Origin of the sequence: Rhodococcus sp. P14 (assembly GCF_000256505.1) — a bacterium.
In the GTDB taxonomy this organism is placed as follows: domain Bacteria; phylum Actinomycetota; class Actinomycetes; order Mycobacteriales; family Mycobacteriaceae; genus Rhodococcus; species Rhodococcus ruber.
The window spans coordinates 1-25,966 of record NZ_AJFC01000332.1 but is presented as its reverse complement, the minus strand read 5'-3'; the positions used below and the strand labels follow the sequence as shown (position 1 = coordinate 25,966).

Here is a 25,966-nt window from a genome sequence, read left to right as displayed (position 1 = left end):
CCCGGGGGCCCCCCTGCCGCAGCAACCGGGAGTGGATCTCGTCGGCGCGGGCCGCGGCGTCGCGTTCGACGGACTCCTGCGCGGCCAGCTGCGCGCGGCGTCGGAGCAGATACGCCGTTCCCGAACCCTTGGCGCTGCCCGCGATCTGCGCTTCCGCGACCGCGTCGGCGAGGGCCTGCCGGTCGCCGTACGCCTTGACACCCCATTCGGTGCGACCCGTCACGAGGGTCAGCGCCGACTCGAAGTCCGCCTGCCGCTCGTCCAGGAGGTCGCGCACACGGGCGTCGTCGAGGTAGACGGTCGCCAGGCGCAACGGGACCGCCGGACCGCGCTGGGCGACGGTCGAGACGACCGCGTCGTGCGCCCGGGCCGTCGCCTCGAGCCACGACAGGTCCTCGAGATTGCGTTTCAGCGGCTCCTCCCCGAACACCGCGAGCGGCACCGAACCCACGACGGCCGTGAGCCCCCCGGATCCCACGGCGCGCACCGACTCGCCGGCGACGCCGGCCAGCCCGCCGAGATCCCCCTCGGCGAGCCGGTCGTCCGTCACGGCGTACAGCCACACTCCGGTTCCGTCAGTCACGATCCTCCTCTTCCACACGAGCGCTCTCGACGGCCTCGCGGCGGCCCTGCCCGGACTCGAGTTCGGCGATCCGCTCGCGCAGCCGCCGGTTCTCGAGTTCCAGCTTGTCGTCCTCCCGATCGAGTTCGCGGTTGCGGGCCTTGCTGCTGAGCCACGGATCCGACTCCCACCAGTCGATGCCCACCGCCTTCGCCGTCTCGAGCGATGCGATCCCCAGCCGCAGCTTGATCGTGAGCAACTCGATGTCGAGCAGGTTCACCTGGATGTCCCCGGCGATCACCAGCCCCTTGTCGAGCACCCGCTCGAGGATGTCGCCGAGGTTCGTCGACTGATGGCCACCCCCGTACGGTTGCGGCGACGAACTGCCCCCCACCACCGTCATCGCCGGTCCCTTTCGCCGATGTCACTGCTGCCGCGGCCGTACCGCTTGGTCCGGCGGTAGGCCAGCAGGTTGCCGTCCAGGTCGATCTCCACCTCGTAGAGGGCCAGCATGTCCGCCGACGACGGGATGCGCCGGTCCTCGAGCACCTCGACCTCCCCCGTCCAGCCGTGATCGGCCGGTTCCACCGACGTGGCGCCCTGCGGCTCCTTCGAGGTCAGCTGCACGAGGTGCTCGATCGCGGTCGCGGCGGCCTCCCCTGCCGTCAGGGCCGGCGGCTCGCCCGCTTCCTCGTCGTGGCCGTCGCCGGGATCCTCGGGCGTCGCCTTGGCGCTCACGGGTTCTCACTCCCCCCTCGCGGCGGGTGTCGTGCCGCCGCCCGGCCGGATCATGCGGTCCAGGACCGCCTGCTGTGCCTCCTCCTTCTCGTCCTCCGACAAGTGACCGGCCGCCGCCGCCTCGTCGATCTCCTCGAGTTCCTTCCGGATGGTCGCGGGGTCGTGCATCTTCTGCTCGACCTGGTCCTGGATGACTTCGCCGAGCCAGAGCACGCCTTTGACCGGTGCCAGCGGCAGCGTGAGGATGGCCGAGATCAGTCCCATGCGTCAGCCCTCCGGTTCCCGCTTCATCACGAAGTCGTACGCCGCCATCGGGCCCAGCAGCGTCATCTCGACACGGCCGTCCCATTCCTGCGCGAGCGAGCCGACCGCCTCCTCGAGCTCGTCCTGCCGGTCGAGCTCCACGAGGACGGCGATGTGCGCCGCGTCCTCCTCGTGGGTGGGCTGCCGCTCGTTGACCATCGGTTCGAGGGCCTCGAGGGCGTCGATCACCCGACGGGTGTCCTCGGCGCGTTTGGCCTCGATCGCCTGGGTGATGATCTCCCCGAGCGCCATGCGGGCGTCGCGGGTGGCGTCCTCCGACTTGTCGCGGATCTCCTCGCGCAGCCGGGCGGCCTCGGAGTTCTCGTCGAGCACCTCGCGCAGCACGGCGTTCTCGACGTAGCGGCCCTTGATCACGAACTGTGCCCGGCCCTCGAGCTCGTCGAGGGCCGCCTTCAGCTCGTCGTGGTTCTCCTCGAGCAGTTCCTTCTCCACCGCCTCGGCGTCGGTCATCACCGCCCCGAACCGCAACGGCAGCACGGGCGCGACGGCCGCGGAACCGTCCAGCAGTTCGGCGTGCGCCTTCAGGTCGTCGGGCGTGCCGAGCGGCCGGTCGACGGAGATCTCGCTGACGAGGGCGGCGACGTCGCCGTGACGCACCACCGCGACGTCGCTCGGGGGTTTTCCCACGCCCTTCGCGTGCTCCTCGGGCTCCACGTCGGCCGGCACGATGCCGTAGACGTACATCGCGGTGCTCTGCCCGCCCTCGCTCTCGGGTGCCTCTGCGGCCTGATCGGCGGACATCAATCCCCCCTTCGTTTCGGTCGGCTCGCCGTCTGCCGCTTGTCCTCGACGTCGCCGAGGAAGTCCATGACCTTCTCGCCCGCGGCCTCGAGCGCGCCCTTGGTCTTGTGCTTCGCCCCGCCCTGGGTGATGTCACCGACGAGGTCCGGCAGGCCCTTCGGCTCGTTGTCGGCGATCTCGAGGCGGTTCACCGCCTCGGCGAATCGCAGATAGGTGTCGACGCTGGCCACCACGATGCGTGCGTCGATGGTCAGCAGCTCGATGCCCACCAGCGATACTCGCACGAACGCGTCGATGACGAGTCCCTTGTCCAGGATGGTGTCGATGACGTCGGCGAGGCCGGAGGAGTTCGGCCGGGCCATCGTGCCGCCGCCGCCGCCTCCTCCTCCGCCGCCCCCGCCACCGGCGGGTTGGATGGTCATGTGCGTGCTCCTCGCCGGGCGCCCCTACGTGTGCCTGCACCCCCGCGCCGTCGCCGTGCCGGTGCCTCCTCGTCCTCTTCGGGCTCCTCCGGCTCCTCCTCGGTCTCGTCCTGCAGACCTTCGTCCTCGTCGTCCTGCAGACCCTCGTCCTCCTCGTCCTGCTCCTCGGGGAGTTCGTCCTCGTTCTCGTCCTCGGGGAGTTCGTCCTCCGAACCTTCGTCCCCGACGTCCTCCTCCTGTTCCTGCTCCTCCTCCTCGCGCCGCGCGGTCTCGTCGTCCTTGACGACCTCGCTGTCACGGATCTCCCCGTGCCAGCCGACGACGTCGTCCGGGTGCAGGACGGCCTCCGTCATCACGTGCCGCTCGAAGTGCTTGAGTTCCAAGCGCGCTCGTCGGCCGACGGCGCGCCACAGGTTGGCGGTCTTCTCGAACAACCCCCGCGGGTGGTATTCGAGAACCATGATGATCCGGGTCAGATTGTCGGCGAGCTCGTGGAAGGTCACCGCCCCGTCGATGTAGCCCTTGGCGCCCTTCGAGCGCCACACGATCCGATCGAACGGAACCTGTTCGAGAATCGTCGACTCCCAGTTGCGCCGGGACCAGAAGACCTTCCCGGTCCATTGCAGCTTCTCGTCGGAGGCCTGCTCGACCTGCTCGACCTTCTTCATGAACTTCGGCCAGTCGGCGAACTGCGTCCACAGGTCGTAGGCGAGGTCGATCGGAACACCGACGTCGATCTGCTCGACGATGTTGGTGAGCTTGAGCTTCTTGTTGCCGCCGCCCTTACCCTTGCCTTCGCCGCCGCCGAGGGATTCCTTGACGTCGTCGAACTTGTCCTTGGCGGTCTGCTTGACGTTCTCGAAGCCGCCGCTCAGCGCCGCGGTGATCGGAGACTTCCCCTCGGCGGACTTCTGCACACCGGTGATCGCGCCGAGCAGATTCCCTCCCCCGCCCTCGGCATAGTCGTTGAGGCGCCCGGCCGTTCCGGTCACCTTGTCGGAGACCGTCGACAGGGCACGCTCGGCGAACGTGCCGGCCAGGCCCTGCAGTGACTTCTGCAGGTGCTTGGTGGGCGAGAGGTCCTGTGCCGCTTTGCCGGCGCTGCCGGCAGCGCCGCTCGCCGTCTTTCCGGCCTGTCCCGCCGTGCCGGCGGCGGTCTTTCCGGCCTTGCCGGCCGTCTCCTTGGCGGTCTTGCCCAGCCGGCGGGTGGCGTCTTCGAGTGATCGCGTCATCGAACTCACTTCCTCGTTCGCCGGACCGGAGCGCGCCCGGAGGCGGATGCCTCGGCGCGGGTGCTGCGTCGCCGGGGCTTCGCCGGCTCCTCGTCCTCGTCGCCGGACTCCTCCGGTTCCTTCGCCTTCGACTTGGCTCGGGATGTCTTGGGACGGCTCGTGGATTCGCCGGTGCGTCGCCTGGCGGCCGGTCGCCGCCGGGCGGGCTTCGGGGCCTCTTCTTCCGCTTCTTCGGCCTCTTCCGGAGCGCCTTCTCCCTCCTCGGGGGCTTCCTCCTCGTCGGTTTCCTCCTCGGGATACTCCTCTTCGGCGGACTCCTCGGCCGGTTCGTATCCGCCCTCCGCGTACTCGTCTTCGGGACCCTCGTCGGCGGACTCCTCTTCCTCCGGCTCCTCCTCGGAAGCCGTGGGACGCCCGGTGGCCCGCTGTTGGAGCCGCTCGTTGAGCGAGTCGATCCGATTGCTCGCGGCGGTGACCGCGGCCGCGCGGGCGGCGCTCATCAGCTCACCCCGCACCGAATCGGTGATCTTGACCAGTTCCGGTGAGGACCCGACCATCGAGGCCCCACGCTTGAGGATGTCCTGCGGGTTGTTCGGTAGGCGCCCCGTCAGGCCTGCCCCCGCGAGCATCAACGCCAGCCGCATCTTGTGCGTGCGTCCGAGGAAGTATCCGATACTCACCCCGGCGGCGACTCGTGCCCCACCTTTCATGACCGTTCTCCTTCGCCTGCATGTGGCCGCTGTTGCGGGCAGGATCTCGGCTGCGCACGGTGTCTCGTCCGATGCGGTGGGCCCGCGGTGCGGTTCGAATGTGATGTAGCCCACACTACGCATTCCAAACATCGATTCGCTGACGATCGACCGGAATGCCCCGCCGGCACGACAGCGGTGTGCTATCAGACCGATCGGTACGTCCCGGAGGCGTTTCCCGCCGGCGCGACGGGGGTATCGCAACACTCGACGGGCGCAGCTGCGTCCCCACCGGAATCCACAAGGAGGGCATCATGGCTCACCTCGCCAGCAAGGTGATGCACAAGGCCGAGGAGATGGTCGGCAAGACCCGGTACAACTTGGGTAAGCGGACCGGAAACAGGAACCTGCAGAGCGTGGGTCGGCGCGGTCAGGTCTCCGGGCGCGTCAAGGGGTTCGGGGACAATCTCACGCATGCGGTAAGGAACGCCCAAGGAAGGTTCAAGAACAGGTCACATCGTTCCGATCTCCGCTGAGGCGTCATTCGCCGGCGGCGATGCCGCAGGCGCGCAGCGCGAACGCCGCCTCGGGCCCGACGATCTCGCCGACCAGGGTCAGGAACCGGTCGACGAACTCGGGCCCGTGCGGCGCTTCCGCCGGGTCGTCCGGATCGGACGGATCCAGATGATGCGCCAGCTCGTGCAGCACCACCAGCTCGCGGAATGCCCATGCGGTGTTCGCGTGGTGCTCCGGGAGTGCAATTGTGGCGCAATCGCTTTCGTAGTGAGCGGCGGAATTTCCGGCGCGTGCCCGGACGCGCGCTCGCACCGTCGCCCGCGGCCAGCGGGCCAGCACCCAGTTCAGCGCCAGCACCGAGTCCACGTACGCCTGGACGGACTCGAGGGAGGCGAAGCGTCGCTCCACCGGCAGGGTGAGCTGCGATCCGGCCAGCTCCACCACCCGCAGGCCGCGCTCGTCGGCCCGGTCGAACATCGTGCGTACCAAGGATTCCGCCTCGTAGACGGCGGTCCTCCGGGTGTCGCGCAGGCGGGTCACCGCGGCAACCTCCGGGCCGCGGCCGGCAGTTCCGGACCGGTACCCAGGCGCGCCTGTCGCCCCGCCCGGTCCCCGGCACGACGGGCGTCGGACGAGTGCCCCACCCCCACCGCGGACCCGCGCCAGCGGCCGCGCGCCTCGGACGTGCTGCGGTAGAAGTCCCGCAGCTCGATCTGCTTGTCGCGCAGCGCCAGGGCCGCCCCGGGCGTGTCGACGCTCGCCTCCCGCTCGATGTCCTGCTTGGCGTCCGACAGTCGCTGCCCGATCCGTGTCGCGAATGCCGACTGGAAGTTCAGCCGCGCGGTGACGGCCGCGACGGGCCGGCGCACCCGCGTCCGCACGCGCCGCCCCCCGCGGGTCTCGACCACCGTGCGCACCGTCGTCTCGTCCTTGTAGGTGCCCGAACGCAGGTAGGCGTCGGAGGCGCGAACCATCTGCACGAGCAGCGACGAGTACAGGGCCTCGCACACGTCGATGTCGGAGGCGAAGCCGTAGGCGTAGATCACCGTCGACGTCGTGGTGATGTCGCACTGCACGTCGTTGGCGGCGGCGATCGCCAGGAACAGCTGCGCGTACGTGCGCAACCCCTTCTTCCCGCTCTCCCCGATCGTGATCAGGCGCTGCACCGGCGTCGCCCGGCGCTCCCGGCCCGCCGTGTGGGCACGCGCGACCGCCAGATCCACCGACGCCGCCGTGGCCAGCCGCTGCGCGGCGGCGAGGAACGCGTCGGCCTCGTGGGGGTTGTCGGTGGATTCCGCCTGCCGGAGCAGGCCACCGATGCGGGTCAGCATCTTCTCCGAACTCACTCCGGCAGGTTACGCCTGCCGTGGTGCCTTTTCGGGCCTGCGGCGATCCGGAAGGACACCGGGGCGCCGGGGTCGCCTATTCTCCTGCCATGGCCCCAGTGACCTTCGACCATGCGACCTGTCTGTTCCCCGGGTCGACCACGCCTGCCGTCGACGCGCTGAACCTCGAGATCGAGGACGGGGAGTTCCTCGTCCTGGTCGGCCCGTCCGGCTGCGGCAAGTCCACCTCCCTGCGCATGCTCGCGGGACTCGAACAGGTGCACAGTGGGCGCATCCTCATCGGGGGCCGCGACGTCACGGCGCAGGAGCCCAAGGACCGGGACATCGCGATGGTGTTCCAGAACTATGCCCTCTACCCGCACATGTCCGTCGCCGAGAACATGGGCTTCGCGCTCAAGCTCGCCAAGACACCGAAGGCGGAGATCCGGGCGCGGGTCGAGGAGGTGGCGAAGATGCTCGACCTCGAGCAGTACCTCGACCGCAAACCCAAGGCACTGTCCGGCGGTCAGCGCCAGCGCGTCGCCATGGGCCGCGCCATCGTCCGCCAGCCGCAGGTGTTCCTGATGGACGAGCCGCTGTCCAACCTCGACGCGAAGCTGCGCGTGCAGACCCGCACCCAGATCGCGCAGCTGCAGCGCCGCCTCGGCACCACCACCGTCTACGTCACGCACGACCAGGTGGAGGCGATGACGATGGGCGATCGCGTCGCCGTGCTCGACAAGGGGATCCTGCAGCAGTGCGCCTCACCGCGCGTGCTCTACAACAAGCCCGCGAACGTGTTCGTCGCCGGATTCATGGGTTCGCCGGCGATGAACCTGTTCACGCTGCCGGTCTTCGACCGCGGGGTGATGCTCGGCGACACCGCCGTGCAGGTGCCGCGCGACGTCGTCGGCCGGGTCACCGAGTCCGAGGTGGTGGTCGGTATCCGTCCCGAGCACTTCGAGATCGCACCCGACGGCCTCGAGATGGACGTCGACGTCGTCGAGGAACTCGGCTCCGACGCCTACGTCTACGGCCGCGCCCAGGTCGCCGGCCGCCCGCAGCAGATCGTCGCGCGCGGGGACTGGCGGAATCCGCCGCAGAAGGGCGAGCGGGTGCACCTGCGGTTCGACCCGGACCAGGTGCACGTCTTCACCACGTCCGACGGTCGTCGCCTGGGCTGACCGGGTGCCGGGCGCCGACACGGAACCGATCAAGGTCGGGTGGAATGTCTGCGGTTCGGTGCCCTCCATGCCAGAGTAAGGGCCGATGTCGGTGGCCCGGTGCCGCCGACGACGGTTTTCTCACGATCTCAACGGGGAGTCATTCATGATTCTGAACTCGAAGGCGATGCGCCGCGCAGCGGTCGCGGCGTCGGCCGCGTCGATGCTGGTGCTCACAGCCTGTTCCTCCGACGGTGGCTCGGATTCGGGCAGCGAAGGAGGCACCGCCGCCGGCGGTGAGGGCCGCGGGCCGATCACGATCGTCGAGGGTCAGGATCCGCTGAACACGGCACTCGAGAGCATCATCGCCGACTGGAACGCGGAGCACCCGGACGAGCAGGTCACCTTCAAGCCGTTGGGCAAGGAAGCGGACCAGCAGCGCGACGACATCACCCAGCGCATGCAGGCCCAGAGCGACGAGTACGACCTCATCGCCGTCGACGTCACCAACACCGCCGAGTTCGCGGCCAACGGCTGGCTGCGGCCGCTCGAGGGCGACTACGCGATCGAGACCGACGGCCTGCTGCCCGCCACGGTCGACTCGGCCACCTACAACGGCACCCTGTACGCGGCGCCGAAGAACACCAACGGCGCGTTCCTGTACTACCGCACGGACCTGGTCGACCGCGCACCCGAGACGTGGGCGGAGCTGAAGGAGCAGTGCCCGAAGGCGCAGGAGGCGGGCATCGACTGCTACGTCGGGCAGTTCAAGAATTACGAGGGCTTGACGGTCAACGTCTCCGAGATCGTCAACGCCTACGGCGGGTCCTTCGTCGCCGAGGACGGCACCACCCCGGCCATCGACGACAAGACCGCCGAGGGCCTGCAGTTCATCGTCGACTCGTTCGAGGACGGCACCATCCCCGAAGCCGCACAGACCTACACCGAGGGCGAGTCGCAGAACGCCTTCGGCGAGGGCCGCGCCCTGTTCATGCGGACCTGGCCGGGCTTCTTCACCGACGGTGAGTCCTCGTCGGTCGCCGGCCGCTACGGCATCGCCGTGCTGCCGGGTGTGGACGGCCCCGGCGCCTCCACGCTGGGCGGCTACAACGTCGGCATCAGCGCGTTCTCCGACGCGCCGGCGACCGCCCGCGACTTCCTCGAGTTCATGCAGACGCGTAAGTCGCAGACCTACTACGCCGAGGCCGGCGGCGCGCCGGTCCTCGAGGAGGTCTACGACGACCCGCAGATCCTCGAGCAGTACCCGTACTTCGCGACCCTGAAGGAATCCCTGGCCAACGCGCAGCCGCGTCCGGTCACCCCGTACTACTCGCAGGTCTCCAAGGCCATCCGTGACAACGCCTACGCGGCGATCCGCGGTGAGAAGACGGTCGATCAGGCGCTCGCGGACACCCGCGCCGGCATCGAGACCGCCGGCAACTGATGCAGGAGTAGTACATGGCGAAGCCGCAGGTCGAGCCCGCGGATCAGTCGCCCCCCACCACGGTCGGGACCGCAGTGATCGGTCCCGACCGTGGCCGTGGGGGCGGCCGGCACCGAGCCCCCGAACCCCCCGAGCCGCCGGCCGCGGCCGTGAAGCCGCGCCGGCGGATCCCGGTATGGGCGTTCGTCGCGCCGACGCTGGTCGTGCTGGCCGTCGTCATCCTGTATCCGCTCGGCCGGGCGGTGTGGATGTCGCTGCACGGCGACGCGAAGAAGCTCGACCCCGAGACGGGCCGGTTCGTCACCGGCGGCTTCGTCGGAGTCGAGAACTACGTCCGGTGGATCACGCAGACCTGCGGCACCGCGACGGGCTCGATCCCGTGCCCACCGGGCACCCTCGGCTCGCAGTTCTGGGGTTCGGTCGGCAACACCTTCTTCTTCACCGTGGTGACGGTGGCGCTCGAGACGGTCATCGGGTTCGCGATGGCGCTGGTGATGGCGAAGTCGTTCCGCGGGCGCGGCCTGCTGCGCGCGTCCGTGCTCGTGCCGTGGGCGATCCCGACGGCGGTCACCGCCAAGCTGTGGTTCTTCATCTTCGCCAACGACGGCATCGCCAACCAGATCCTCGGCACCGAGATCCTGTGGACCGCCGACCCGTGGCCCGCGCGCTTCGCGATCATCGTCGCCGACGTGTGGAAGACCGCGCCGTTCATGGCGCTGCTCATCCTGGCCGGGCTGCAGATGATCCCGTCGGACGTGTACGAGGCGGCGAAGGTCGACGGTGCCACCGCCTGGCAGCGGTTCACCCAGATCACGCTGCCGCTGGTCAAGCCCGCGCTCATGGTCGCGATCCTGTTCCGCACGATGGACGCGCTGCGCATGTACGACCTGCCCGCCATCATGATGGGCTCCAACCCGGCCACCTCGACCATCTCGGTGCTGGTGGTCGACCAGATGCGGCAGGGCGCGAACTCCGCGTCGGCCCTGTCGACGATCACGTTCCTCATCATCTTCGCGGTCGCGTTCGTCCTGGTCCGGTTCCTCGGCGCCGACGCGGTGCGCACGCAGGAAGAACAGCGGAAGGGGACCCCGGCATGAGCCGACCGGGCACCGGCAAGGCACTGCGCGGCAGTATCGGCACCTATGTCGGCGTCGCGCTCATCGTCGTGTGGGGCCTGGCCCCGTGCTACTGGATGATCGTCACGGCGCTGCGCGACCCGGCCGACACGTTCAGCACCACGCTGTGGCCGTCGAATCCGACGCTGCAGAACTTCGCGGATGCCCTGGATCCGTCGGCGAAGGTCAACTTCTCCCGGGCGCTGGTCAACAGTGTGATCATCGCCGGGGCCACCACCGCGATCGCGCTGCTGGTCGGTGTGTTCACCGCCTACGCCCTGTCGCGGTACGACTTCCGCGGCAAGTACTTCGTCACCGGCATCATCCTCGGTGCGTCGATGTTCCCCGTCGTCGCGCTGGTGACGCCGCTGTTCCAGCTGTTCACCGACCTGGACTGGATCGGCACGTACCAGGCCCTGATCATCCCGAACATCTCGTTCGTGCTGCCGCTGACGATTTACACCCTGACCTCGTTCTTCTCCGAGTTGCCGTGGGAGCTCGAGGAGGCCGCCCGCATGGACGGCGCCAGCCGGGGCCAGGCATTCCGGATGATCATGCTGCCGCTCGCGGCGCCCGCGTTGTTCACCACCGCGATCCTCGCGTTCATCGCGACCGTCAACGAGTTCCTGCTCATGTCGCAGCTGTCGACCGAGAAGACCGCCCCGGTGACGGTGGCGATGGCCCGCTTCACCGGAACCGACCCGTACGTCACCCCGTATGCGTCGATCATGGCGGGCGGCACCCTGGTGATGGTGCCGCTGGTGGTGATGGTGCTGATCTTCCAGCGTCGCATCATCGCGGGCCTGACCGCCGGCGGCGTCAAGTCGTGAGCCGACGGCCGTCGCGCCGGCAGCGGCTCGAGCTGCTGCTCGGGTTCCTGACGATGGTCACGCTGCTGACGCTGGTCGGCGCGGTCGCCGGGTTGCTGTCCGCCACGCCCGGGGTGGTCCCGTCGCTGCTGCTGCTCGCGTGCGTGGTGGCGTGGGGGCTGACGTTCCGGGCCTGGCGGCGCGCAGGTTCCTGAGGCCGGCGTATCGCCGCAGGCCGGGGGCGGTTTTTCCGCCCCGGCCCGCGGGCCGGGACGGGTCTGCGCGGCCTGCGGTACCCGTCACATCGGGACAGAACTCCGTACCATGCGATCGAGAGGGTGCGATTATTTCGTCGGACCCGGATCCATCCGAGAAAGTGGTACGTGTGAGTTCTACGACCCCGCCGAACCCCCAGCACAGAAAACCCACCGCCGCTGCGAAAGCGCGGCGGTGGCGCATCGTCGGCAACCTCGCGCTCGCCGTGGTGGCCGTTCTGGTGCTCGTGCCGGCGTTGATGTTCGCGGTGGCGTACCTGTCCACGGACGTGCCCCGCCCGTCGGACATGAAGACCAACCAGGTCGCGACCGTCTACGCCGCGGACGGTACCACCGAGCTGAGCCGGATCGTGCCACCCGAGGGCAACCGTGTCGAGGTCGACCTGGCGGAGATCCCGGAGCACGTGCGCAACGCCGTGCTCTCGGCCGAGGACCGCAACTTCTACAGCAACCCGGGCTTCTCGGTGAGCGGATTCGCCCGCGCGGCCCGCGACAACGTGCTCGGCAAGGAGACCGCCGGCGGCGGCTCCACCATCACCCAGCAGTACGTGAAGAACGTGCTCGTCGGCGCCGACCGGACCGTCACCCGCAAGATGCGGGAACTGGTGATCTCGACGAAGATGGCCAGGCAGTGGTCCAAGGACGAGATCCTGCAGGCATACCTGAACACCATCTACTTCGGCCGCGGCGCCTACGGCATCGCCGCCGCCGCGCAGGCGTACTTCGGCAAGCCGGTCGGTGAGCTGTCGGTCGCCGAGGGCGCCGTGCTCGCCGGGGTGATCCAGACGCCGTCGGCGCTCGACCCCGAGTTCAACCGGCCGGCGATCGAGGCGCGCTGGAACTACGTCCTCGACGGCATGGTCGAGATGGGCGAGCTCGACACCGCCGAACGCGACGCCCAGGAGTTCCCGCCGACGGTGCCGGCCGCGCAGGCGACGCAGGCGGACGCGGCCACCGGCCCGGAGGGGCTGCTGCGTACCCAGGTGATCCGTGAGCTCGAGGCGGCGGGGATCAGCGGCCAGGTGCTCAGCACCGAGGGCCTGCAGATCACGACGACGATCGACCCGCGGGCGCAGCAGGCGGCGATCGATTCGGCGCGCGAGACCCTCGAGGGGGAACCGGCGAACCTGCGCACGGCCGTCGTGTCGATCGACCCGCGCTCCGGCGCGGTGCGGGCGTACTACGGCGGCGAGGAGGGCGCCGGGTTCGACTTCGCGCAGGCCCCGGTGCAGACCGGCTCCGCGTTCAAGGTGTTCGGTCTCGTCGCGGCGCTGAAGGACGGCATCGGCCTGAACGCCCGGTTCAGCAGCGCCCCGCTGACCGTCGGCAATCTCGAGATCGGCAACGTCGAGGGCGAATCGTGCGGGGTGTGCACCATCGCCGAGGCGCTCAAGCGGTCGCTGAACACCAGCTTCTACCGGCTGATGATGGCCATGGAGAACGGGCCGCAGAAGATCGCGGACGCCGCTCACGAGGCCGGCATCCCGCTCGAGATCCCCGGCGTCGACGGCCGCACGCTCAGCCACAACGGCGGCGCGCCGGAGGGCGGCATCGTGCTGGGCCAGTACCAGTCGCGGGTGATCGACATGGCGTCGGCATATGCCACGCTCGCCGCGTCGGGGACCTACCACCAGCCCTACTTCGTGCAGCGCGTCGTCAACGCCGAGGGCGAGGTGCTGCTGGACCGGCCCGCGTCGCCGGGCGAGCAGCGCCTCGATCCGGCCGTCGCGGACAACGTCACGCAGGCCATGCAGCCGATCGCCGCGTACTCGCGCGGACACGCGCTCGCCGGGGGGCGGCCGTCGGCGGCCAAGACCGGCACCACCCAGCTCGGCGACACCGGCCTGAACAAGGATGCGTGGATGGTCGGGTACACCCCGTCGCTGTCCACGGCGGTGTGGGTCGGCACGCCGGACGGCACCGCCATCACGAACAGCTGGGGCGGGTCGATCTACGGTTCGATGCTGCCGTCGGACATCTGGAAGGGCACGATGGACGGCGCTCTCGAGGGCACCGAGGTCGAGAGCTTCCCGTGGCCCGATCCGATCGGGGGGCAGGCAGGTGTCCCCGTCGACACCGGGGTCACAGCCCCGTCGAACAACGTCCCGGCCCCGGTGCAGCTGCCCCAGCTGCAGCTGCCGGAGCTGCCGCCGATCACGATCCCGGCGCCTCCGGTGGAACTGCCACCGGAGATCCAGGTGCCGCAGCAGATCGAGGTGCTGCCGGGCGTGACGATCCAGATCCCGGGGTAGGACACCACGCCGCGAGCGCGGCTGTCACACAGTCGACGACGTCGTCGACCGACACCGACGGCTCGTCGAGCCGGTCCATCGACATGGACTCGACCAGCGACCACCACCCCCGCAGCTGCATGGTGACGAGCGGTGTGGGCGCGACGCCGATCGCGGCGACGGTGCGTTCGACCATCGTGTTCCGCATGTTCTCGTGGATGGTCCGGATCTGCGGATCGGCGCCGAACCCGCCGTGGAAGAACGCCTGGTAGTGCCGGCCGTGCCGGTCGATGAACGCCACGAACGGCTGCACCACCGCGCGCAGCGGGTCGGTGTCGTCGGGATCGGGGACCGCCGCCCGCAGCAGGCGCCGAGCGGCCGCGGCCACGACCGCGACGTAGAAGTCCTGTTTGGTGGGGAAGTAGCGGAACAGCAGGCCGCGGGAGATGCCGGCGATCTCGGCGACCCGGTCGACGGACAGGGCGTGGATCGGGCGGGTGGCCAGTTCCTGCAGGCCGATGGCGACGAGCTGGCGTTTGCGCTCTTCCGGAGGAAGGCGCCGCCGCTTCTCGGTGCTCACGGATGGTCCCTCCCTCTTGATGGTGTGCTGCGCGCCCGGCTAGTCTAACTAAGCATTGCTCAGTTAGAGCTACGGAGGCCTCATGGATTTCGGTCAGTCGGAACGCTCGCGCGACTACCTCGAGCGGCTGCGCCACTTCGTCGCCACCGAGGTGGTGCCCGTCGAGGAGACGCTGCGGCGGGAACGGATCGCCCCCTTCGCGGCGCGCGGCGACAGTTCGGGCGCGGCGACGTGGTCGGTACCCGACGAGTTCCGCGAACTGCAGCGCAAGGCCCGCGCCCAGGGCCTGTGGAACCTCTTCCTCCCCGACGCCGAACTCGGAGCCGGGCTGACGAACGTCGAGTACGCGTCCCTCGCGGAGGAGATGGGTCGTTCCCCGTTCCGGTCCGCGATCTTCAACTGCGACGCCCCGGACACCGGCAACATGGAGGTGCTGTACCACTACGGCAGCCCCGAACAGAAGGAACGCTGGCTGCGCCCCCTGCTCGACGGCGAGATCCGCTCGGCGTTCTGCATGACCGAACCCGGGGTCGCGTCCTCGGACGCGACGAACATGGCCGCCACCGCCCTCGTCGAGGGCGACGAGGTGGTGCTCAACGGACGCAAGTGGTGGAGCACGGGCATCGGCAGTCCCGACTGCAAGATCCTGATCTTCATGGGGCTCACCGATCCCCAGGCGCCCAAGCATCAGCAGCACTCGATGGTGCTGGTGCCGATCGACACCCCCGGGGTGAAGGTCGAACGGATGCTGTCCACGATGGGCTTCTACGACGAGCCCGGCGGACACGGCGAGGTGTCGTTCACCGACGTGCGCCTGCCGCTCGACGCGATCATCGCCGGACCCGGCCGCGGATTCGAAATCGCCCAGGGCCGGCTCGGTCCCGGCCGCGTCCACCACTGCATGCGTCTGATCGGGCTCGCCGAACACGCCCTCGAACTCGCCTGCCGGCGCGGCCTCGACCGCGTCGCGTTCGGCAAGCCCCTGGTCAACCTCGGCGGCAACCGCGAACGCATCGCCGACGCCCGCATCGCGATCAACCAGCTGCGGCTGCTCGTGCTGCACACCGCCTGGCTGCTCGACACCCAGGGCCTGGCCGGCGCCCGCTCCGCCGTCTCCGAGATCAAGGTCGCCACCCCGCGCGTCGTCCAGCAGGTGGTCGACTTCGCCATCCAGATCCACGGCGGCGCCGGTCTTTCGGACGACTTCCCGCTCGCCGGTGCCTGGACGGCCGCGCGGGCGCTGCGCCTGGCCGACGGCCCCGACGAGGTGCACCAGGGACTGGTGGCCCGCTTCGAACTCGGCAAGTACACCAACCCGGAGGGTCGCAAGTGACAATTCCCGACAACGCCCGCGCCGTCCGTGACGAGGACGCCTTCGACGTCGCGGCCGTCGCGGCCTGGCTCGGCGAGCACGCCGGCATCGCCGGAATCCCGGAGGTGCACCAGTTCTCCGGTGGCGCATCGAATCTCACCTATCTACTGCGTTACCCCGACCGGGACCTCGTGCTGCGCCGACCGCCGGTGGGGGCCAAGCCGTCCTCCGGTCACGACATGGTCCGCGAGTACCGCATCCAGTCGCTGCTCGCGCCCGCATACCGGTACGTGCCGCGCATGGTGGGCCTGTGCACCGACCACAGCGTGCTCGGCAGCGACTTCTACGTGATGGAACGGGTGCCGGGGACGATCCTGCGGGCGAACCCCCCGGCCGAACTCGCCCTGACCCCCGAGCGCACCCGCACCCTGTGCCTGCGGATCGTCGACCTGCTCGTCGAGCTGCACGGCGTCGACCCCGCGTCCACGGGGCTGAGCGAATTCAGCCGCGGCTCCGGATACGTCGCGCGCCAGGTGTCGGGCTGGACTGCGCGCTACGAGAAGGCGCGCACCGAGAACGTTCCGGACTTCGCCCGGGTCACGAAGTGGCTGAACGACACTCAGCCTGCCGACGTGGCCTCGGCTGTCATCCACGGCGATTTCCGGCTCGACAACGTGGTGCTCGACGAGAACGACCCGCTGCAGCCCGTCGCGGTGCTGGACTGGGAACTGGCCACCGTCGGCGATCCGCTGATGGATCTCGGTTCCTCCCTCGCCTACTGGGTGCAGGCCGACGACGATCCGATGCTGCTCGCCACCAAGCGGCAGCCGTCGGACCTGCCGGGCATGCTCACCCGCCGCGAGATCGTCGACTACTACTCGAGCAAGACCGGTCTGGCCGTGGACAACTGGGGCTTCTACGAGGTCTTCGGCCTGTTCCGGCTCGCGGTGATCGCGCAGCAGATCTACTACCGCTACCACCACGGGCAGACCACCAACCCGGCGTTCAAGGACTTCTGGGTGATCGTGGGCTATCTGGACTCGCGATGCAACACGCTGATCGACGACATCGAGGCGGGACGCGCATGAGCACGCGGAGGAACATTCTCATCACCGGCGCGAGCTCCGGCCTCGGCGCCGGCATGGCCCGCGAGTTCGCCGCGCGGGGGCGCAACCTCGCCCTCGCGGCGCGACGGACCGAGCGGCTCGAGGAGCTGCGCGACGAACTGCTCGCGCAGCATCCGGGTATCACCGTCGCGGTGCGGCGGCTCGACGTGGACCGGCACGAGGACGTGTTCACCGTCTTCCGGGAGTTCGACGACGAACTCGGCGGCCTCGACCGCGTCGTCGTCAATGCGGGCCTGGGCAAGGGGCAGCCCTTGGGCACGGGCTACTTCCGTGCCAACGTGCAGACGGCGAACACCAATTTCCTCGGTGCGCTGGCACAGAGCGAGGCCGCCCTCGAGCTCATGCGCCCCCGCAATGCCGGTCACGTGGTGCTCATCTCGTCGGTGAGTGCGGTGCGCGGGATGCCGCGCAATCTCACGACGTACGCGGCGTCGAAGGCCGCCGTCGCGGCGCTCGGCGAGGGAATGCGTGCGGACCTGGCGCGCACGGGCATCCGGGTGAGCACGATCTTCCCCGGGTTCATCCGCTCGGAGATCAACGAGAAGGTGAAGAACGTGCCGTTCATCGTCGACACCGAGACCGGGTGCCGCGCACTGGCGGCCGCGATCGAGAAGGAACCGCACAAGGCGTACGTCCCGGCCTGGCCGTGGACACCGCTCGCCTATGCGATGAAGGTACTGCCGCTGTCCGTCGTCAGCCGGATGGTCTGACGACGCAACGTGTGTGGACGCGTGTGTGTGGCCGAATGTCACATTCGGTCGATCGAATCGACGCGATGTGACATTCGGCCACCACCCGCGAGGGGTGTTGTGACGCTACGGATCAGGCGTCGGCGCCGATGATGAAGGCCTCGAGCTCGGTGCGGGCCTTGTCGTCGGCCATCTGGACCGGCGGGGACTTCATCAGGTAGGCGGACGCCGGCAGGACAGGACCGCCGATGCCGCGGTCCTTGGCGATCTTCGCGGCGCGGATCGCGTCGATGATGATGCCGGCCGAGTTGGGCGAGTCCCACACCTCGAGCTTGTACTCCAGGTTCAGCGGCACGTCGCCGAAGGCGCGGCCCTCGAGGCGGACGTACGCCCACTTGCGGTCGTCGAGCCAGCCGACGTGGTCGGACGGGCCGATGTGGACGTCGTTGGTGCCCATCTCCTTCTTGAGGTTGGAGGTGACGGCCTGGGTCTTGGAGATCTTCTTCGACTCGAGACGCTCACGCTCGAGCATGTTCTTGAAGTCCATGTTGCCGCCGACGTTGAGCTGCATGGTGCGGTCGAGCTGCACACCGCGGTCCTCGAACAGCTTCGCCATGACGCGGTGGGTGATGGTGGCGCCGACCTGCGACTTGATGTCGTCGCCGACGATCGGGACACCGGCGTCGGTGAACTTGGCGGCCCATTCCGGGTCGGAGGCGATGAACACGGGCAGCGCGTTGACGAACGCGACACCGGCATCGATGCAGCACTGGGCGTAGAACTTGTCGGCCTCTTCGGACCCGACGGGGAGGTAGGACACGAGCACGTCGACCTTCGCGTCCTTCAGCGCCTGGACGACGTCCACGGGCTCGGCCTCGGAGAGCTCGATGGTCTCGGCGTAGTACTTGCCGATGCCGTCGAGGGTGTGGCCACGCTGGACGGTGACGCCGCTCGGCGGAACGTCGGCGATCTTGATGGTGTTGTTCTCGCTGGCGAAGATCGCCTCGGAGAGATCGAAGCCGACCTTCTTCGCATCCACGTCGAATGCCGCGACGAACTGGACGTCGCGCACGTGGTACGGGCCGAACTCGACGTGCATCAGGCCGGGAACGGTCGTGTTCGCTTCCGCGTCCTTGTAGTACTCGACGCCCTGGACCAGGGACGAGGCACAGTTCCCCACGCCTACAATGGCCACGCGCACCGAGGTGCTGTTCTCACCCATGGTCGGGTTCTCCTTCTGTGTTGCGTTGTGCTGTCGACTGCTCGGCGGCGATCAGTTCGTTGAGCCAGCGGACCTCGCGCTCACTGGACTCGAGGCCGAGCTGATGAAGCTGACGGGTGTAGCGATCCAACGTCCCGCTGGCCCGTCCGATTGCGTCGCGGAGCCCTTCCCTGCGCTCCTCGACCTGGCGGCGCCTGCCCTCGAGGATCCGCATCCGCGCCTCGGCGGGGGTGCGGCTGAAGAAGGCGAGGTGCACGCCGAAACCGTCGTCGGTGTAGTTCTGCGGACCGGTGTCGGCCACCAGCTCGGAGAAGCGCTTGCGCCCCTCCGGGGTGAGCTGGTACACGCGACGCGCTCGTCGCTTGACGGTGCCGGGTGGTCCTGCGTCCTCCTCGATGAGTCCGTCGGCCTGCATCCGTCGCAGCGTCGGATAGAGGGAACCGTAGGAGAAGGCGCGGAACGCGCCGAGCAGCCCGGTCAGTCGTTTGCGGAGCTCGTAGCCGTGCATGGGCGACTCGAGGAGCAGCCCGAGAATTGCCAGCTCGAGCAAGAGGCCTCCTCCACCGTGTCGTCGAACTATCCGAGTGATGCGATCACCGATTATATCGCACCGATATATAGGACGATAACCGACAGCAGTGCATGTAACAACGGGTAGCGGTAATTTTCCTCAGGGCTCGTAGGGAAACACCGCGATCGGCGTACCGTCGAACGCCAGCACCAGGTGCCCGCCCTGATCGGTGCCCGGACGCCGCGCGTGGACCGCGACCGTCGCCCGGCCCGCGTCGTCGACGTCGAAACCGACCTGCTCGACCCGGCCGTCGGGCACCCGCAGGGTCGCGGGAGCGCCGAGGATCACCTGCGACACCGCGACCAGGTCGAGGCCTGCCAGATCGAAGGCCACCGCATCCGACGGCCGGGTGTGCGGACTGTTCCACGAGGAGAACTCGCCGTCGAAGGTGTACGAGAGATACCGGTGCGGTTCGTCGGCCACCGCCCGGTCGAACGACGCGTGCTCCGGGAACAGCGTCACGTCGTCGACGAGCGTGTCGCCGAACTCGGCCCGGTAGTCCTCCACGAACCGGGCCAGTCCCTGCGGCGACGTCAACTCCGGTGGCGGCGGCGGTCCGTCCGCCGCGTTCGCGGCCAGTCCCGCCAGCGCCCCTGTCACAGCCCCTGCCGCGACCGCGGTCGCCGCGACCACCACTCGACGAGTCCTCACCGGGTTCCCCGGTTCTCGAACCGGTGCAGTTCGATCAGCTCGCCCTGCGGCGTCACCTCGAGAAAACCGGTCTCGCGAGCCGTATTGCTCACGAATATGCGCACCGACGGCTGGTCGTACGACACGTCGACGGAGATGTGGCCGACCGTGCCGTCCGGTACGCCGACACTCTGCGGCGCCCCCGCGACGTACCCCGCGATGGCCTCGACGTCCAACGTCGCCAGGTCGACCACCGCGGTGTCCACGGCGCGGGTGCGGGGCACGTCGTCCGCGTCGAAACCGCCGCGGTAGGTGTACGACACCATGCGGTCCGGGCTGCCGGGCACGGAACGGGTGACGCGCGCATGCTGCTCGAAGAAGTCCACCTCGTCGACCAGCGTGTCCCCGAACGCCGCCAGGTGGTCGGCTCGGAACTGCTCGAGGCCGGCCCGCGTCACCGGGCTCGGCGTCGGCACCACGACGGGCCGCAGCGCTGCCGGATCGAGCGCCGGCCCCAGCGGCGCGGACGGTGCATCGACGCGTACCCAGGAGAACGTCGCCACCCCTGCCGCCACGGCCGACGCCACCACGACCGCGGTGAACACCCCGGGACCGCGCGCGCGGACCCGTGCCGTCGCGGCGACGTCCGAACTCGCCTGCAGGTCGGCGACCAGCTCGTCCAGTTCGCCGAGCGTGCCGGCGACGTCGGCACGCGCATCCCGGGCCTCGTGTTCGGGACCGGTGAGCTGCCCGTCCGCGTACGCCGCGTCGAGACGCGCCCGGACCGCCGCCCGATCGACGTCGCGTGCCCTGGTGGAAGGCGAACGGCGGCCGATCATGCGGGAGATCGTAACGATGCAGTTCAGAACACGCGCTGCACGGTGCCGTCGAACAGAACCTTCACGTATCGGGTGCGGTCGCCGGACTCGACGTAGATGTTCGCCGTCGGCGTGCCGTCGTGGGCGAACGAGACGTGCGAGACCGCGCCGTCGGGCAGTCCGACCAGCGCGGGGGCTTCGGCGATCCGGGTGGTCAGGGCCCCGGGGTCGACCCCGCCGAGGTCGACATCGCGGTAGCCGGGGAGGCGCTGCGTCGTCACCGGTTGGGCCCGTAGCGCCCCGCCCGCGTAGCTGTACGTGGCGATCCGGCCGGGGTCGTCCGGCAGCGCCCGTTCGATGTGAGCCCGATCCGGACGGAGGACCAGCCGATACACGACCGTGTCACCGAAGCGGTCCCGCACCGACGCGAGAACCCCCTCGAATCCGCCGGGTTCGAGCGGCCGCACCGGAGTCACCACGATCGGGTCGACACCGTCGCCGGGAACTGCCACCGGTGCGGCGGGCTGCTCCCGCACGGCCGCGGGCTCCGGCGCCGGACCCGCCGACAGCAGCAGCACCGCGCCGGCCACCGCGGCCGCCACCGCGACGGCCACCGCCACGATCCGGCGCAGCCCGGGCCGCCGGGCCGAAGACGGGACCGCCGGATTCTCGGGTGGCTGCAGGTCCCGGACCAGGTCCGCGAGCTCGCCCAGCGTCTTCGCGGACATGGCCCGGGCCGTCCGGTCCCGGTGTTCCCCGAAGTCGAGCTGACCGTCGGCGTAGGCGGTGTCGAGGCGGCCGCAGGCCTGCGCCCGGTCGATGTCGCGTGCCCGCGTTCGCGGCGTGTGTCGGCTCACCATCCGGGCAGCGTAGAACGTCCGATATGGGCGCGTCGCACAGTCACGCGGCCCACACCCTGCCCACCCGCGTGCCGTCCGCACGTACTCTGGACCCGTGCGGATACAGCGGCAGGTGGTGGACTACGCGCTGCAGCGCAGGTCGCTGCTCGCTCAGGTCTACTCGGGACGGACCGGCGTCTCGGAGGTGTGCGACGCCAGCCCCTACCTGCTCCGTGCCGCCAAGTTCCACGGCCGCGGCAGTGACGTGGTCTGCCCGATCTGCCGCAAGGAGCAGCTGACACTCGTGTCGTGGGTGTTCGGCGACAAGCTCGGTCCGGTGTCCGGGTCGGCCCGCACCGCGGAGGAACTGGTCCGCCTGGCCGCCAGCCAGGAGGAGTTCTCCGTCCACGTGGTCGAGGTGTGCCGCACGTGCAGCTGGAACCACCTCGTCCAGTCCTATGTCCTGGGGGCGGAACCCGCGCCGAAGCGGCCCCGCCGCAGGTCGACCGGCCAGAGCCGCCGCACCGCGAGCGAGTGAGCCGTGCGCGACCCCTGCTGAACCGCCGCGCCCGGTGAGGTCCCCGGGCGACACTGCACTGCCCGAAACATTGCACTGCCCGAACGCGCGCTGCCCGACGAGACCGAAGTCTGCAGACGTGAAACGAGGACGCGTGCCGCGCGTCCGCGCTACCGGTTGGAGATGAGTACGTGAGTTCCCCCCACAACGACCCGCAGGGCGACCGGCCGATGCCGCCGCACGGGAACGGACCGGCAGGTCCCCCGCCGCCGCGGCGACCGGGACCTGTGGGGGGTCCCCCACCGCAGCGCGGTCCCGGCGGGCCGCCGCCCGCCGAACGGCGGATGCCCCCGCCGCAGGGACGTCCGTACCCGCCGCCGCCGCGCCCCCAGCCGGGCGGCCCGCGGCCCCAGCCGTATCCGCCGCAGCAACGTCCCCCGCAGCAGTACGGGGCCGCAGGGATGCCGTCGCCGGACGCTCACGGGCCGCGACCGCAGCAACCACCGGCCGACCGGACCCGGCAACTCCCGCCGCAGAACCGGCCGCCGGTGCAGAACCGCAACCCTCAGCAGCCGCCCGACCGGCCCGCAGGCGCGCCCCCCGGCGGGCGACCACCGACCCCGCCCCCGACCGCGCGCGGCGGGGGTGACGAGCCCCCGCGTGGTCCGGGCGACCCCAAGTCGACGCGCTGGCGCACCGTGCGGCGTGTCGGCTACGTGGCCGTGGCCCTGGCCCTGGTGCTGCCGATCCTCGCGTTCATGCTGGCCTACGTCGTCCAGGAGGTTCCGCGTCCCGGTGACCTGAAGACCAACCAGGTCGCCACCGTCTACGCCGCCGACGGCTCGACCGTCATCACCAAGGTGGTGCCGCCCGAGGGCAACCGCACCGAGGTGGGCCTCGACGAGATCCCCGAGCACGTCCGCAACGCCGTACTCGCCGCCGAGGATCGTGACTTCTACAGCAATCCCGGATTCTCGGTCAGCGGCTTCGCCCGCGCGGCCCGCGACAACATCCTCGGCCGGGAGAGCGCCGGCGGTGGTTCGACCATCACCCAGCAGTACGTGAAGACGGCGCTGGTCGGCTCCGAGCGCACCCTGACCCGCAAGATGAAGGAACTCGTCCTCGCGTCCAAGATGGCCAACCAGTGGTCCAAGGACGACATCCTCGCCGCCTACCTGAACACCATCTACTTCGGTCGTGGCGCGTACGGCATCGCCGCTGCCTCCACGGCGTACTTCGGTAAGCCCGTCGGCGAGCTCACCGTCGAGGAGGGTGCTGTGCTCGCCTCCTCGATCCAGCTGCCGTCGCTGCTGGATCCGGAGACCAACCCCGAGGGCGCCCAGGCGCGCTGGAACTACGTCCTCGACGGGATGGTGACCGCCGGCACCCTGAACGAGGCCGACCGGGCCTCGATGCAGTATCCGCGGTACGTGCCGCTGGCCGAGGTCGACAACGGCGGACAGTCCAACGGACCGGAGGGCCTGCTACGCACCCAGGTGCTGCGGGAGCTGTCCGAGGAGGGCATCGACGAGAACCTGCTGAACACCGAGGGACTCCAGATCACCACCACGATCGACCCGCAGGCACAGGAGGCCGCACTCGACGCGGTCCGCACGAACATGGACGGCGAGCCGGAGGAGCTGCGCACCGCCGTCGTATCCGTCGACCCGCGCAGCGGCGCCGTCCGCGCCTACTACGGCGGCGACAACGGCGGTGGCTTCGACTTCGCCCAGTCCGGTCTGCAGACCGGATCGTCGTTCAAGGTGTTCGGCCTGGCCGCCAACCTCGACCAGGGCAACCCGCTGTCCGCGATGTACGACAGCGGCCCGCTCACCGTCAACGGCATCTCGATCGGCAACGTCGAGGGCGAGAACTGCGGCACCTGCACCATCGCCGAGGCGCTGAAGCGGTCGCTCAACACCAGCTTCTACCGGATGATGCTCGAGATGGACAACGGCCCGCAGGCCATCGCCGACATGGCACACCAGCTCGGCATCCCCGAGGAGATCCCCGGCGTCGGCGAGACCCTCACCGAGCCGGGCGGCGTCGGCCCCAACTACGGCATCGTGCTCGGCCAGTACCAGTCCCGCGTGATCGACATGGCGTCGGCGTACGCGACGCTCGCCGCGTCCGGCACCTACCACGAGCCCTACTTCGTGCAGAAGGTCGTCACCGCCGACGGCACCGTGCTGCTCGACCGCGGCACCCCCGCCGGGGAACAGCGGGTCGACGAGGCCGTGGCAGACAACACCACCGCCGCGATGATGCCCATCGCCGCGTACTCCAACGGGCATGCCCTCGCCGGCGGCCGCCCGTCCGCCGCCAAGACCGGCACCGCGCAGCTCGGCGACACCGGCTCGAACAAGGACGCCTGGATGGTGGGCTACACGCCGTCGCTGTCGACGGCCGTGTGGGTCGGCACCGAACAGGGCCTGCCCCTGGAGAACAGCTGGGGCGGCATGATCTACGGGTCCGGCCTGCCGTCGGACATCTGGAAGGACACGATGGACGGTGCCCTCCAAGGCACCGACGTCGAGAAGTTCCCGACTCCCGAACCGATCGCCGGACAGGCCGGCGTCCCGGCGTACTCGGCGCCGGCGCCGCCGAGGACCACGACGCAGACCCCGACGACGACCGAGCGGACGACGCCGGAGCTGCCCACGCCGCCGGAGATCACGACCCGCAACGTCGAGATCCTCCCGGGCGTGACCATCCCCATGCCGGGCGTGGCGCCGCAGACCACCACCCAGCAGGTGCCCACACCGACCCCCACCACGGAAGAGGACACGCCGGGCTTCGGGACGCAGGACGAGTCGACCGGTGCCGGCGGGGACGAGCAGTCCGGCAACAGCCGCTTCCAGGAGGACCCCGTCGGCGCCACACCCGGCGGGTAGCCTCGCGGGGTGACCGAGAAGAGAGAGCTCGCGTCGCCGGGTCCGCTCGTTGCCGACCGCCGCTCCGCGGACTGGCGCGACGCACCCGGATGGACCGATCCGACGGTGTCGCGTCTGTCCACCGGCATCGGCGGCCCCGTCGGACGGTACGCCCTGCTCGGACGCACCCGGTTCTTCACGCCGCTGCGCGCGCTGCTGCTCCTGGCGGTCGTGTTCCTCGCTCTCGGCTGGTTCACCAAGGCCGCCTGCATCCAGCAGGGGCCGGTGGGCGAGAACGGTGCCCTCGGGCTGGACTGGGGCGACAACCGGCAGTACGTCGCCATGTGCTACTCCGACGTCGTGCCGCTCTACGGCGCCGAACGCCTCAGTGCCGGTGCCTTCCCGTACAAGACGTCGTGGGAGGAGCCCGGACCGGACGGGCAGTCCCAGGTCCGGTACATGGAGTATCCGGTCCTCGCCGGCCTCTACCAGTACGTCTCGATGCGCGCAGCGAAGGCCTGGGACGCCGCGTCGTGGCTTCCGGGCGGCCTGCAGGTGGCGATCTACTTCGACATCGTCGCGGTGGGTCTCGCCGCGGCCTGGCTCGTCACCGTGTGGGCCACCGCGCTCTCCGCCGGCCGCCGCATCTGGGACGCGGCGCTCGTCGCCGCCTCGCCGCTCGTCGCCGTGCACGCCTTCACCAACTTCGACGCCCTCGCCACCGCCTTCGCGGCCGGTGGGCTGCTGGCCTGGGCGCGGCGGCGGCCGGTGCTCGCCGGGGTGCTGTTCGGGCTCGGTGCCGCCACCAAGCTGTACCCGCTGCTGCTGTTCGGTCCGCTGCTGCTGCTGTGCCTGCGCACCGGGAAGCTGCGGGCACTGGGCCAGGCGGCCGGTGCCGCGGCGGCCGCCTGGCTCGCCGTGAACCTGCCGATCATGATCCTCTACCCGCGCGGCTGGGCCGAGTTCTTCCGGCTCAACACCGAACGCGGGGCGGACCCCGATTCGATCTACAACGTCGCGCGGTCGCTGACCGGGTGGTCCGGCTGGGACACCTCCACCCTGAACTCGGTGTCGCTGCTGCTGTTCGCCGCGGCCTGCGGCGGCATCGCGTGGCTCGCATGGACGGCTCCGCGCCGCCCCCGCCTCGCCCAGTTGTGCTTCCTCGTGGTTGCCGCGTTCCTGCTCACCAACAAGGTGTGGAG

29 protein-coding genes are annotated in these 25,966 nt (G+C 69.8%); 13 read left to right on the top strand and 16 right to left on the bottom strand.

Annotation, left to right across the window (positions count from 1 at the left end; all coding sequences use genetic code 11):
* From OEY_RS0123920 to OEY_RS0123885, 8 genes are all read right to left on the bottom strand, one after another.
* The coding region (locus OEY_RS0123920; protein WP_043805801.1) for a GvpL/GvpF family gas vesicle protein at positions 1 to 583 on the bottom strand (583 nt) is incomplete at its 3' end.
* Positions 576 to 965, bottom strand: a complete 390-nt coding sequence (locus OEY_RS0123915) for a gas vesicle protein (RefSeq protein WP_010596281.1) — start codon at positions 963 to 965, stop codon at positions 576 to 578. The genes OEY_RS0123915 and OEY_RS0123920, both read right to left, overlap by 8 nt.
* A complete protein-coding gene (locus tag OEY_RS0123910; protein WP_010596280.1) occupies positions 962 to 1,300 on the bottom strand; it encodes a gas vesicle protein GvpO in 339 nt (112 codons plus the stop codon). Before OEY_RS0123910 ends, OEY_RS0123915 begins: the two co-directional genes overlap by 4 nt.
* 6 nt (positions 1,301 to 1,306) lie before the next feature.
* Positions 1,307 to 1,564 carry a gas vesicle protein GvpG gene (locus OEY_RS0123905; RefSeq protein ID WP_010596279.1) on the bottom strand — a complete coding sequence of 86 codons (258 nt, stop codon included), beginning with the start codon at positions 1,562 to 1,564 and terminating at the stop codon, positions 1,307 to 1,309.
* Between the two features lie 3 nt (positions 1,565 to 1,567).
* On the bottom strand, positions 1,568 to 2,365 hold the full coding sequence (locus OEY_RS0123900) for a GvpL/GvpF family gas vesicle protein (protein WP_010596278.1): 798 nt from the start codon (positions 2,363 to 2,365) through the stop codon (positions 1,568 to 1,570).
* Positions 2,365 to 2,787, bottom strand: coding sequence for a gas vesicle protein GvpJ (gvpJ, locus tag OEY_RS0123895; protein ID WP_029540195.1), 423 nt, complete (start codon positions 2,785 to 2,787; stop codon positions 2,365 to 2,367). Before gvpJ ends, OEY_RS0123900 begins: the two co-directional genes overlap by 1 nt.
* The gene (locus tag OEY_RS0123890; protein WP_010596276.1) at positions 2,784 to 4,019 is read right to left on the bottom strand and encodes an SRPBCC family protein; all 1,236 of its coding nucleotides are present in this window, start codon (positions 4,017 to 4,019) and stop codon (positions 2,784 to 2,786) included. Before OEY_RS0123890 ends, gvpJ begins: the two co-directional genes overlap by 4 nt.
* 5 nt (positions 4,020 to 4,024) lie before the next feature.
* Positions 4,025 to 4,729: a hypothetical protein gene (locus tag OEY_RS0123885; RefSeq protein ID WP_010596275.1), complete on the bottom strand. Its 705-nt coding sequence runs from the start codon at positions 4,727 to 4,729 to the stop codon at positions 4,025 to 4,027.
* Positions 4,730 to 5,022: 293 nt separating this feature from the next.
* Here OEY_RS0123885 and OEY_RS0123880 point away from each other — a divergent pair, with 293 nt between their 5' ends.
* Positions 5,023 to 5,244 (top strand): CsbD family protein, encoded by a 222-nt coding sequence (locus OEY_RS0123880; RefSeq protein WP_010596274.1) that lies wholly within the window; start codon positions 5,023 to 5,025, stop codon positions 5,242 to 5,244.
* Positions 5,245 to 5,248: 4 nt separating this feature from the next.
* Here OEY_RS0123880 and OEY_RS0123875 read toward each other — a convergent pair whose 3' ends face one another.
* Together OEY_RS0123875 and OEY_RS0123870 are read right to left on the bottom strand one after the other, a co-directional pair.
* A complete protein-coding gene (locus OEY_RS0123875) occupies positions 5,249 to 5,764 on the bottom strand; it encodes a TIGR04338 family metallohydrolase (protein WP_010596273.1) in 516 nt (171 codons plus the stop codon).
* Positions 5,761 to 6,570 (bottom strand): DUF2786 domain-containing protein, encoded by an 810-nt coding sequence (locus tag OEY_RS0123870; protein WP_017681638.1) that lies wholly within the window; start codon positions 6,568 to 6,570, stop codon positions 5,761 to 5,763. The genes OEY_RS0123875 and OEY_RS0123870 overlap by 4 nt, the downstream gene beginning before the upstream one ends.
* A gap of 89 nt (positions 6,571 to 6,659) precedes the next feature.
* Between OEY_RS0123870 and OEY_RS0123865 the strand changes: the two genes are divergently transcribed.
* The 6 genes from OEY_RS0123865 to OEY_RS0123840 all read left to right on the top strand — a co-directional run bounded on the left by OEY_RS0123865 (position 6,660) and on the right by OEY_RS0123840 (position 13,607).
* Complete coding sequence (locus OEY_RS0123865; protein ID WP_010596271.1) at positions 6,660 to 7,733, top strand: ABC transporter ATP-binding protein; 1,074 nt, start codon at positions 6,660 to 6,662, stop codon at positions 7,731 to 7,733.
* A 145-nt stretch (positions 7,734 to 7,878) separates the two neighbouring features.
* A complete protein-coding gene (locus OEY_RS0123860) occupies positions 7,879 to 9,156 on the top strand; it encodes an ABC transporter substrate-binding protein (RefSeq protein ID WP_010596270.1) in 1,278 nt (425 codons plus the stop codon).
* 14 nt (positions 9,157 to 9,170) lie between these two features.
* Positions 9,171 to 10,253 (top strand): carbohydrate ABC transporter permease, encoded by a 1,083-nt coding sequence (locus OEY_RS0123855; protein ID WP_010596269.1) that lies wholly within the window; start codon positions 9,171 to 9,173, stop codon positions 10,251 to 10,253.
* Positions 10,250 to 11,101 (top strand): carbohydrate ABC transporter permease, encoded by an 852-nt coding sequence (locus tag OEY_RS0123850; protein ID WP_010596268.1) that lies wholly within the window; start codon positions 10,250 to 10,252, stop codon positions 11,099 to 11,101. The genes OEY_RS0123855 and OEY_RS0123850 overlap by 4 nt, the downstream gene beginning before the upstream one ends.
* Positions 11,098 to 11,295: a hypothetical protein gene (locus OEY_RS0123845; RefSeq protein WP_010596267.1), complete on the top strand. Its 198-nt coding sequence runs from the start codon at positions 11,098 to 11,100 to the stop codon at positions 11,293 to 11,295. The genes OEY_RS0123850 and OEY_RS0123845 overlap by 4 nt, the downstream gene beginning before the upstream one ends.
* Before the next feature lie 170 nt (positions 11,296 to 11,465).
* Positions 11,466 to 13,607: a transglycosylase domain-containing protein gene (locus OEY_RS0123840; RefSeq protein WP_010596266.1), complete on the top strand. Its 2,142-nt coding sequence runs from the start codon at positions 11,466 to 11,468 to the stop codon at positions 13,605 to 13,607.
* On the opposite strand, the gene OEY_RS29030 is transcribed toward OEY_RS0123840, so the two are convergent.
* On the bottom strand, positions 13,510 to 14,166 hold the full coding sequence (locus OEY_RS29030) for a TetR/AcrR family transcriptional regulator (protein ID WP_010596265.1): 657 nt from the start codon (positions 14,164 to 14,166) through the stop codon (positions 13,510 to 13,512). The genes OEY_RS0123840 and OEY_RS29030 overlap by 98 nt on opposite strands.
* Before the next feature lie 82 nt (positions 14,167 to 14,248).
* Between OEY_RS29030 and OEY_RS0123830 the strand changes: the two genes are divergently transcribed.
* From OEY_RS0123830 to OEY_RS0123820, 3 genes are read left to right on the top strand one after another with little or no spacing between them, the layout of a single operon-like run.
* Complete coding sequence (locus OEY_RS0123830) at positions 14,249 to 15,499, top strand: acyl-CoA dehydrogenase family protein (RefSeq protein WP_010596264.1); 1,251 nt, start codon at positions 14,249 to 14,251, stop codon at positions 15,497 to 15,499.
* On the top strand, positions 15,496 to 16,566 hold the full coding sequence (locus tag OEY_RS0123825; protein ID WP_010596263.1) for a phosphotransferase family protein: 1,071 nt from the start codon (positions 15,496 to 15,498) through the stop codon (positions 16,564 to 16,566). Before OEY_RS0123830 ends, OEY_RS0123825 begins: the two co-directional genes overlap by 4 nt.
* Positions 16,563 to 17,315 (top strand): SDR family oxidoreductase, encoded by a 753-nt coding sequence (locus tag OEY_RS0123820; protein ID WP_010596262.1) that lies wholly within the window; start codon positions 16,563 to 16,565, stop codon positions 17,313 to 17,315. Before OEY_RS0123825 ends, OEY_RS0123820 begins: the two co-directional genes overlap by 4 nt.
* Before the next feature lie 112 nt (positions 17,316 to 17,427).
* Here OEY_RS0123820 and OEY_RS0123815 read toward each other — a convergent pair whose 3' ends face one another.
* The 5 genes from OEY_RS0123815 to OEY_RS0123795 all read right to left on the bottom strand — a co-directional run bounded on the left by OEY_RS0123815 (position 17,428) and on the right by OEY_RS0123795 (position 21,395).
* On the bottom strand, positions 17,428 to 18,516 hold the full coding sequence (locus tag OEY_RS0123815) for an inositol-3-phosphate synthase (protein WP_010596261.1): 1,089 nt from the start codon (positions 18,514 to 18,516) through the stop codon (positions 17,428 to 17,430).
* Positions 18,509 to 19,066, bottom strand: coding sequence for a PadR family transcriptional regulator (locus OEY_RS0123810; RefSeq protein ID WP_010596260.1), 558 nt, complete (start codon positions 19,064 to 19,066; stop codon positions 18,509 to 18,511). Before OEY_RS0123810 ends, OEY_RS0123815 begins: the two co-directional genes overlap by 8 nt.
* Positions 19,067 to 19,186: 120 nt before the next feature.
* Complete coding sequence (locus OEY_RS0123805; protein ID WP_237713786.1) at positions 19,187 to 19,738, bottom strand: hypothetical protein; 552 nt, start codon at positions 19,736 to 19,738, stop codon at positions 19,187 to 19,189.
* Complete coding sequence (locus OEY_RS0123800) at positions 19,735 to 20,556, bottom strand: DUF1707 SHOCT-like domain-containing protein (protein ID WP_010596258.1); 822 nt, start codon at positions 20,554 to 20,556, stop codon at positions 19,735 to 19,737. Before OEY_RS0123800 ends, OEY_RS0123805 begins: the two co-directional genes overlap by 4 nt.
* 23 nt (positions 20,557 to 20,579) lie before the next feature.
* A complete protein-coding gene (locus OEY_RS0123795; RefSeq protein ID WP_010596257.1) occupies positions 20,580 to 21,395 on the bottom strand; it encodes a DUF1707 SHOCT-like domain-containing protein in 816 nt (271 codons plus the stop codon).
* A gap of 94 nt (positions 21,396 to 21,489) precedes the next feature.
* Here OEY_RS0123795 and OEY_RS0123790 point away from each other — a divergent pair, with 94 nt between their 5' ends.
* The 3 genes from OEY_RS0123790 to OEY_RS0123780 form a co-directional block, all read left to right on the top strand.
* Positions 21,490 to 21,912, top strand: coding sequence for a DUF5318 domain-containing protein (locus OEY_RS0123790; RefSeq protein ID WP_048771266.1), 423 nt, complete (start codon positions 21,490 to 21,492; stop codon positions 21,910 to 21,912).
* A gap of 440 nt (positions 21,913 to 22,352) precedes the next feature.
* Positions 22,353 to 24,785, top strand: coding sequence for a transglycosylase domain-containing protein (locus OEY_RS0123785; RefSeq protein ID WP_230831593.1), 2,433 nt, complete (start codon positions 22,353 to 22,355; stop codon positions 24,783 to 24,785).
* A gap of 9 nt (positions 24,786 to 24,794) precedes the next feature.
* The coding region (locus OEY_RS0123780; RefSeq protein WP_010596255.1) for a glycosyltransferase family 87 protein at positions 24,795 to 25,966 on the top strand (1,172 nt) is incomplete at its 3' end.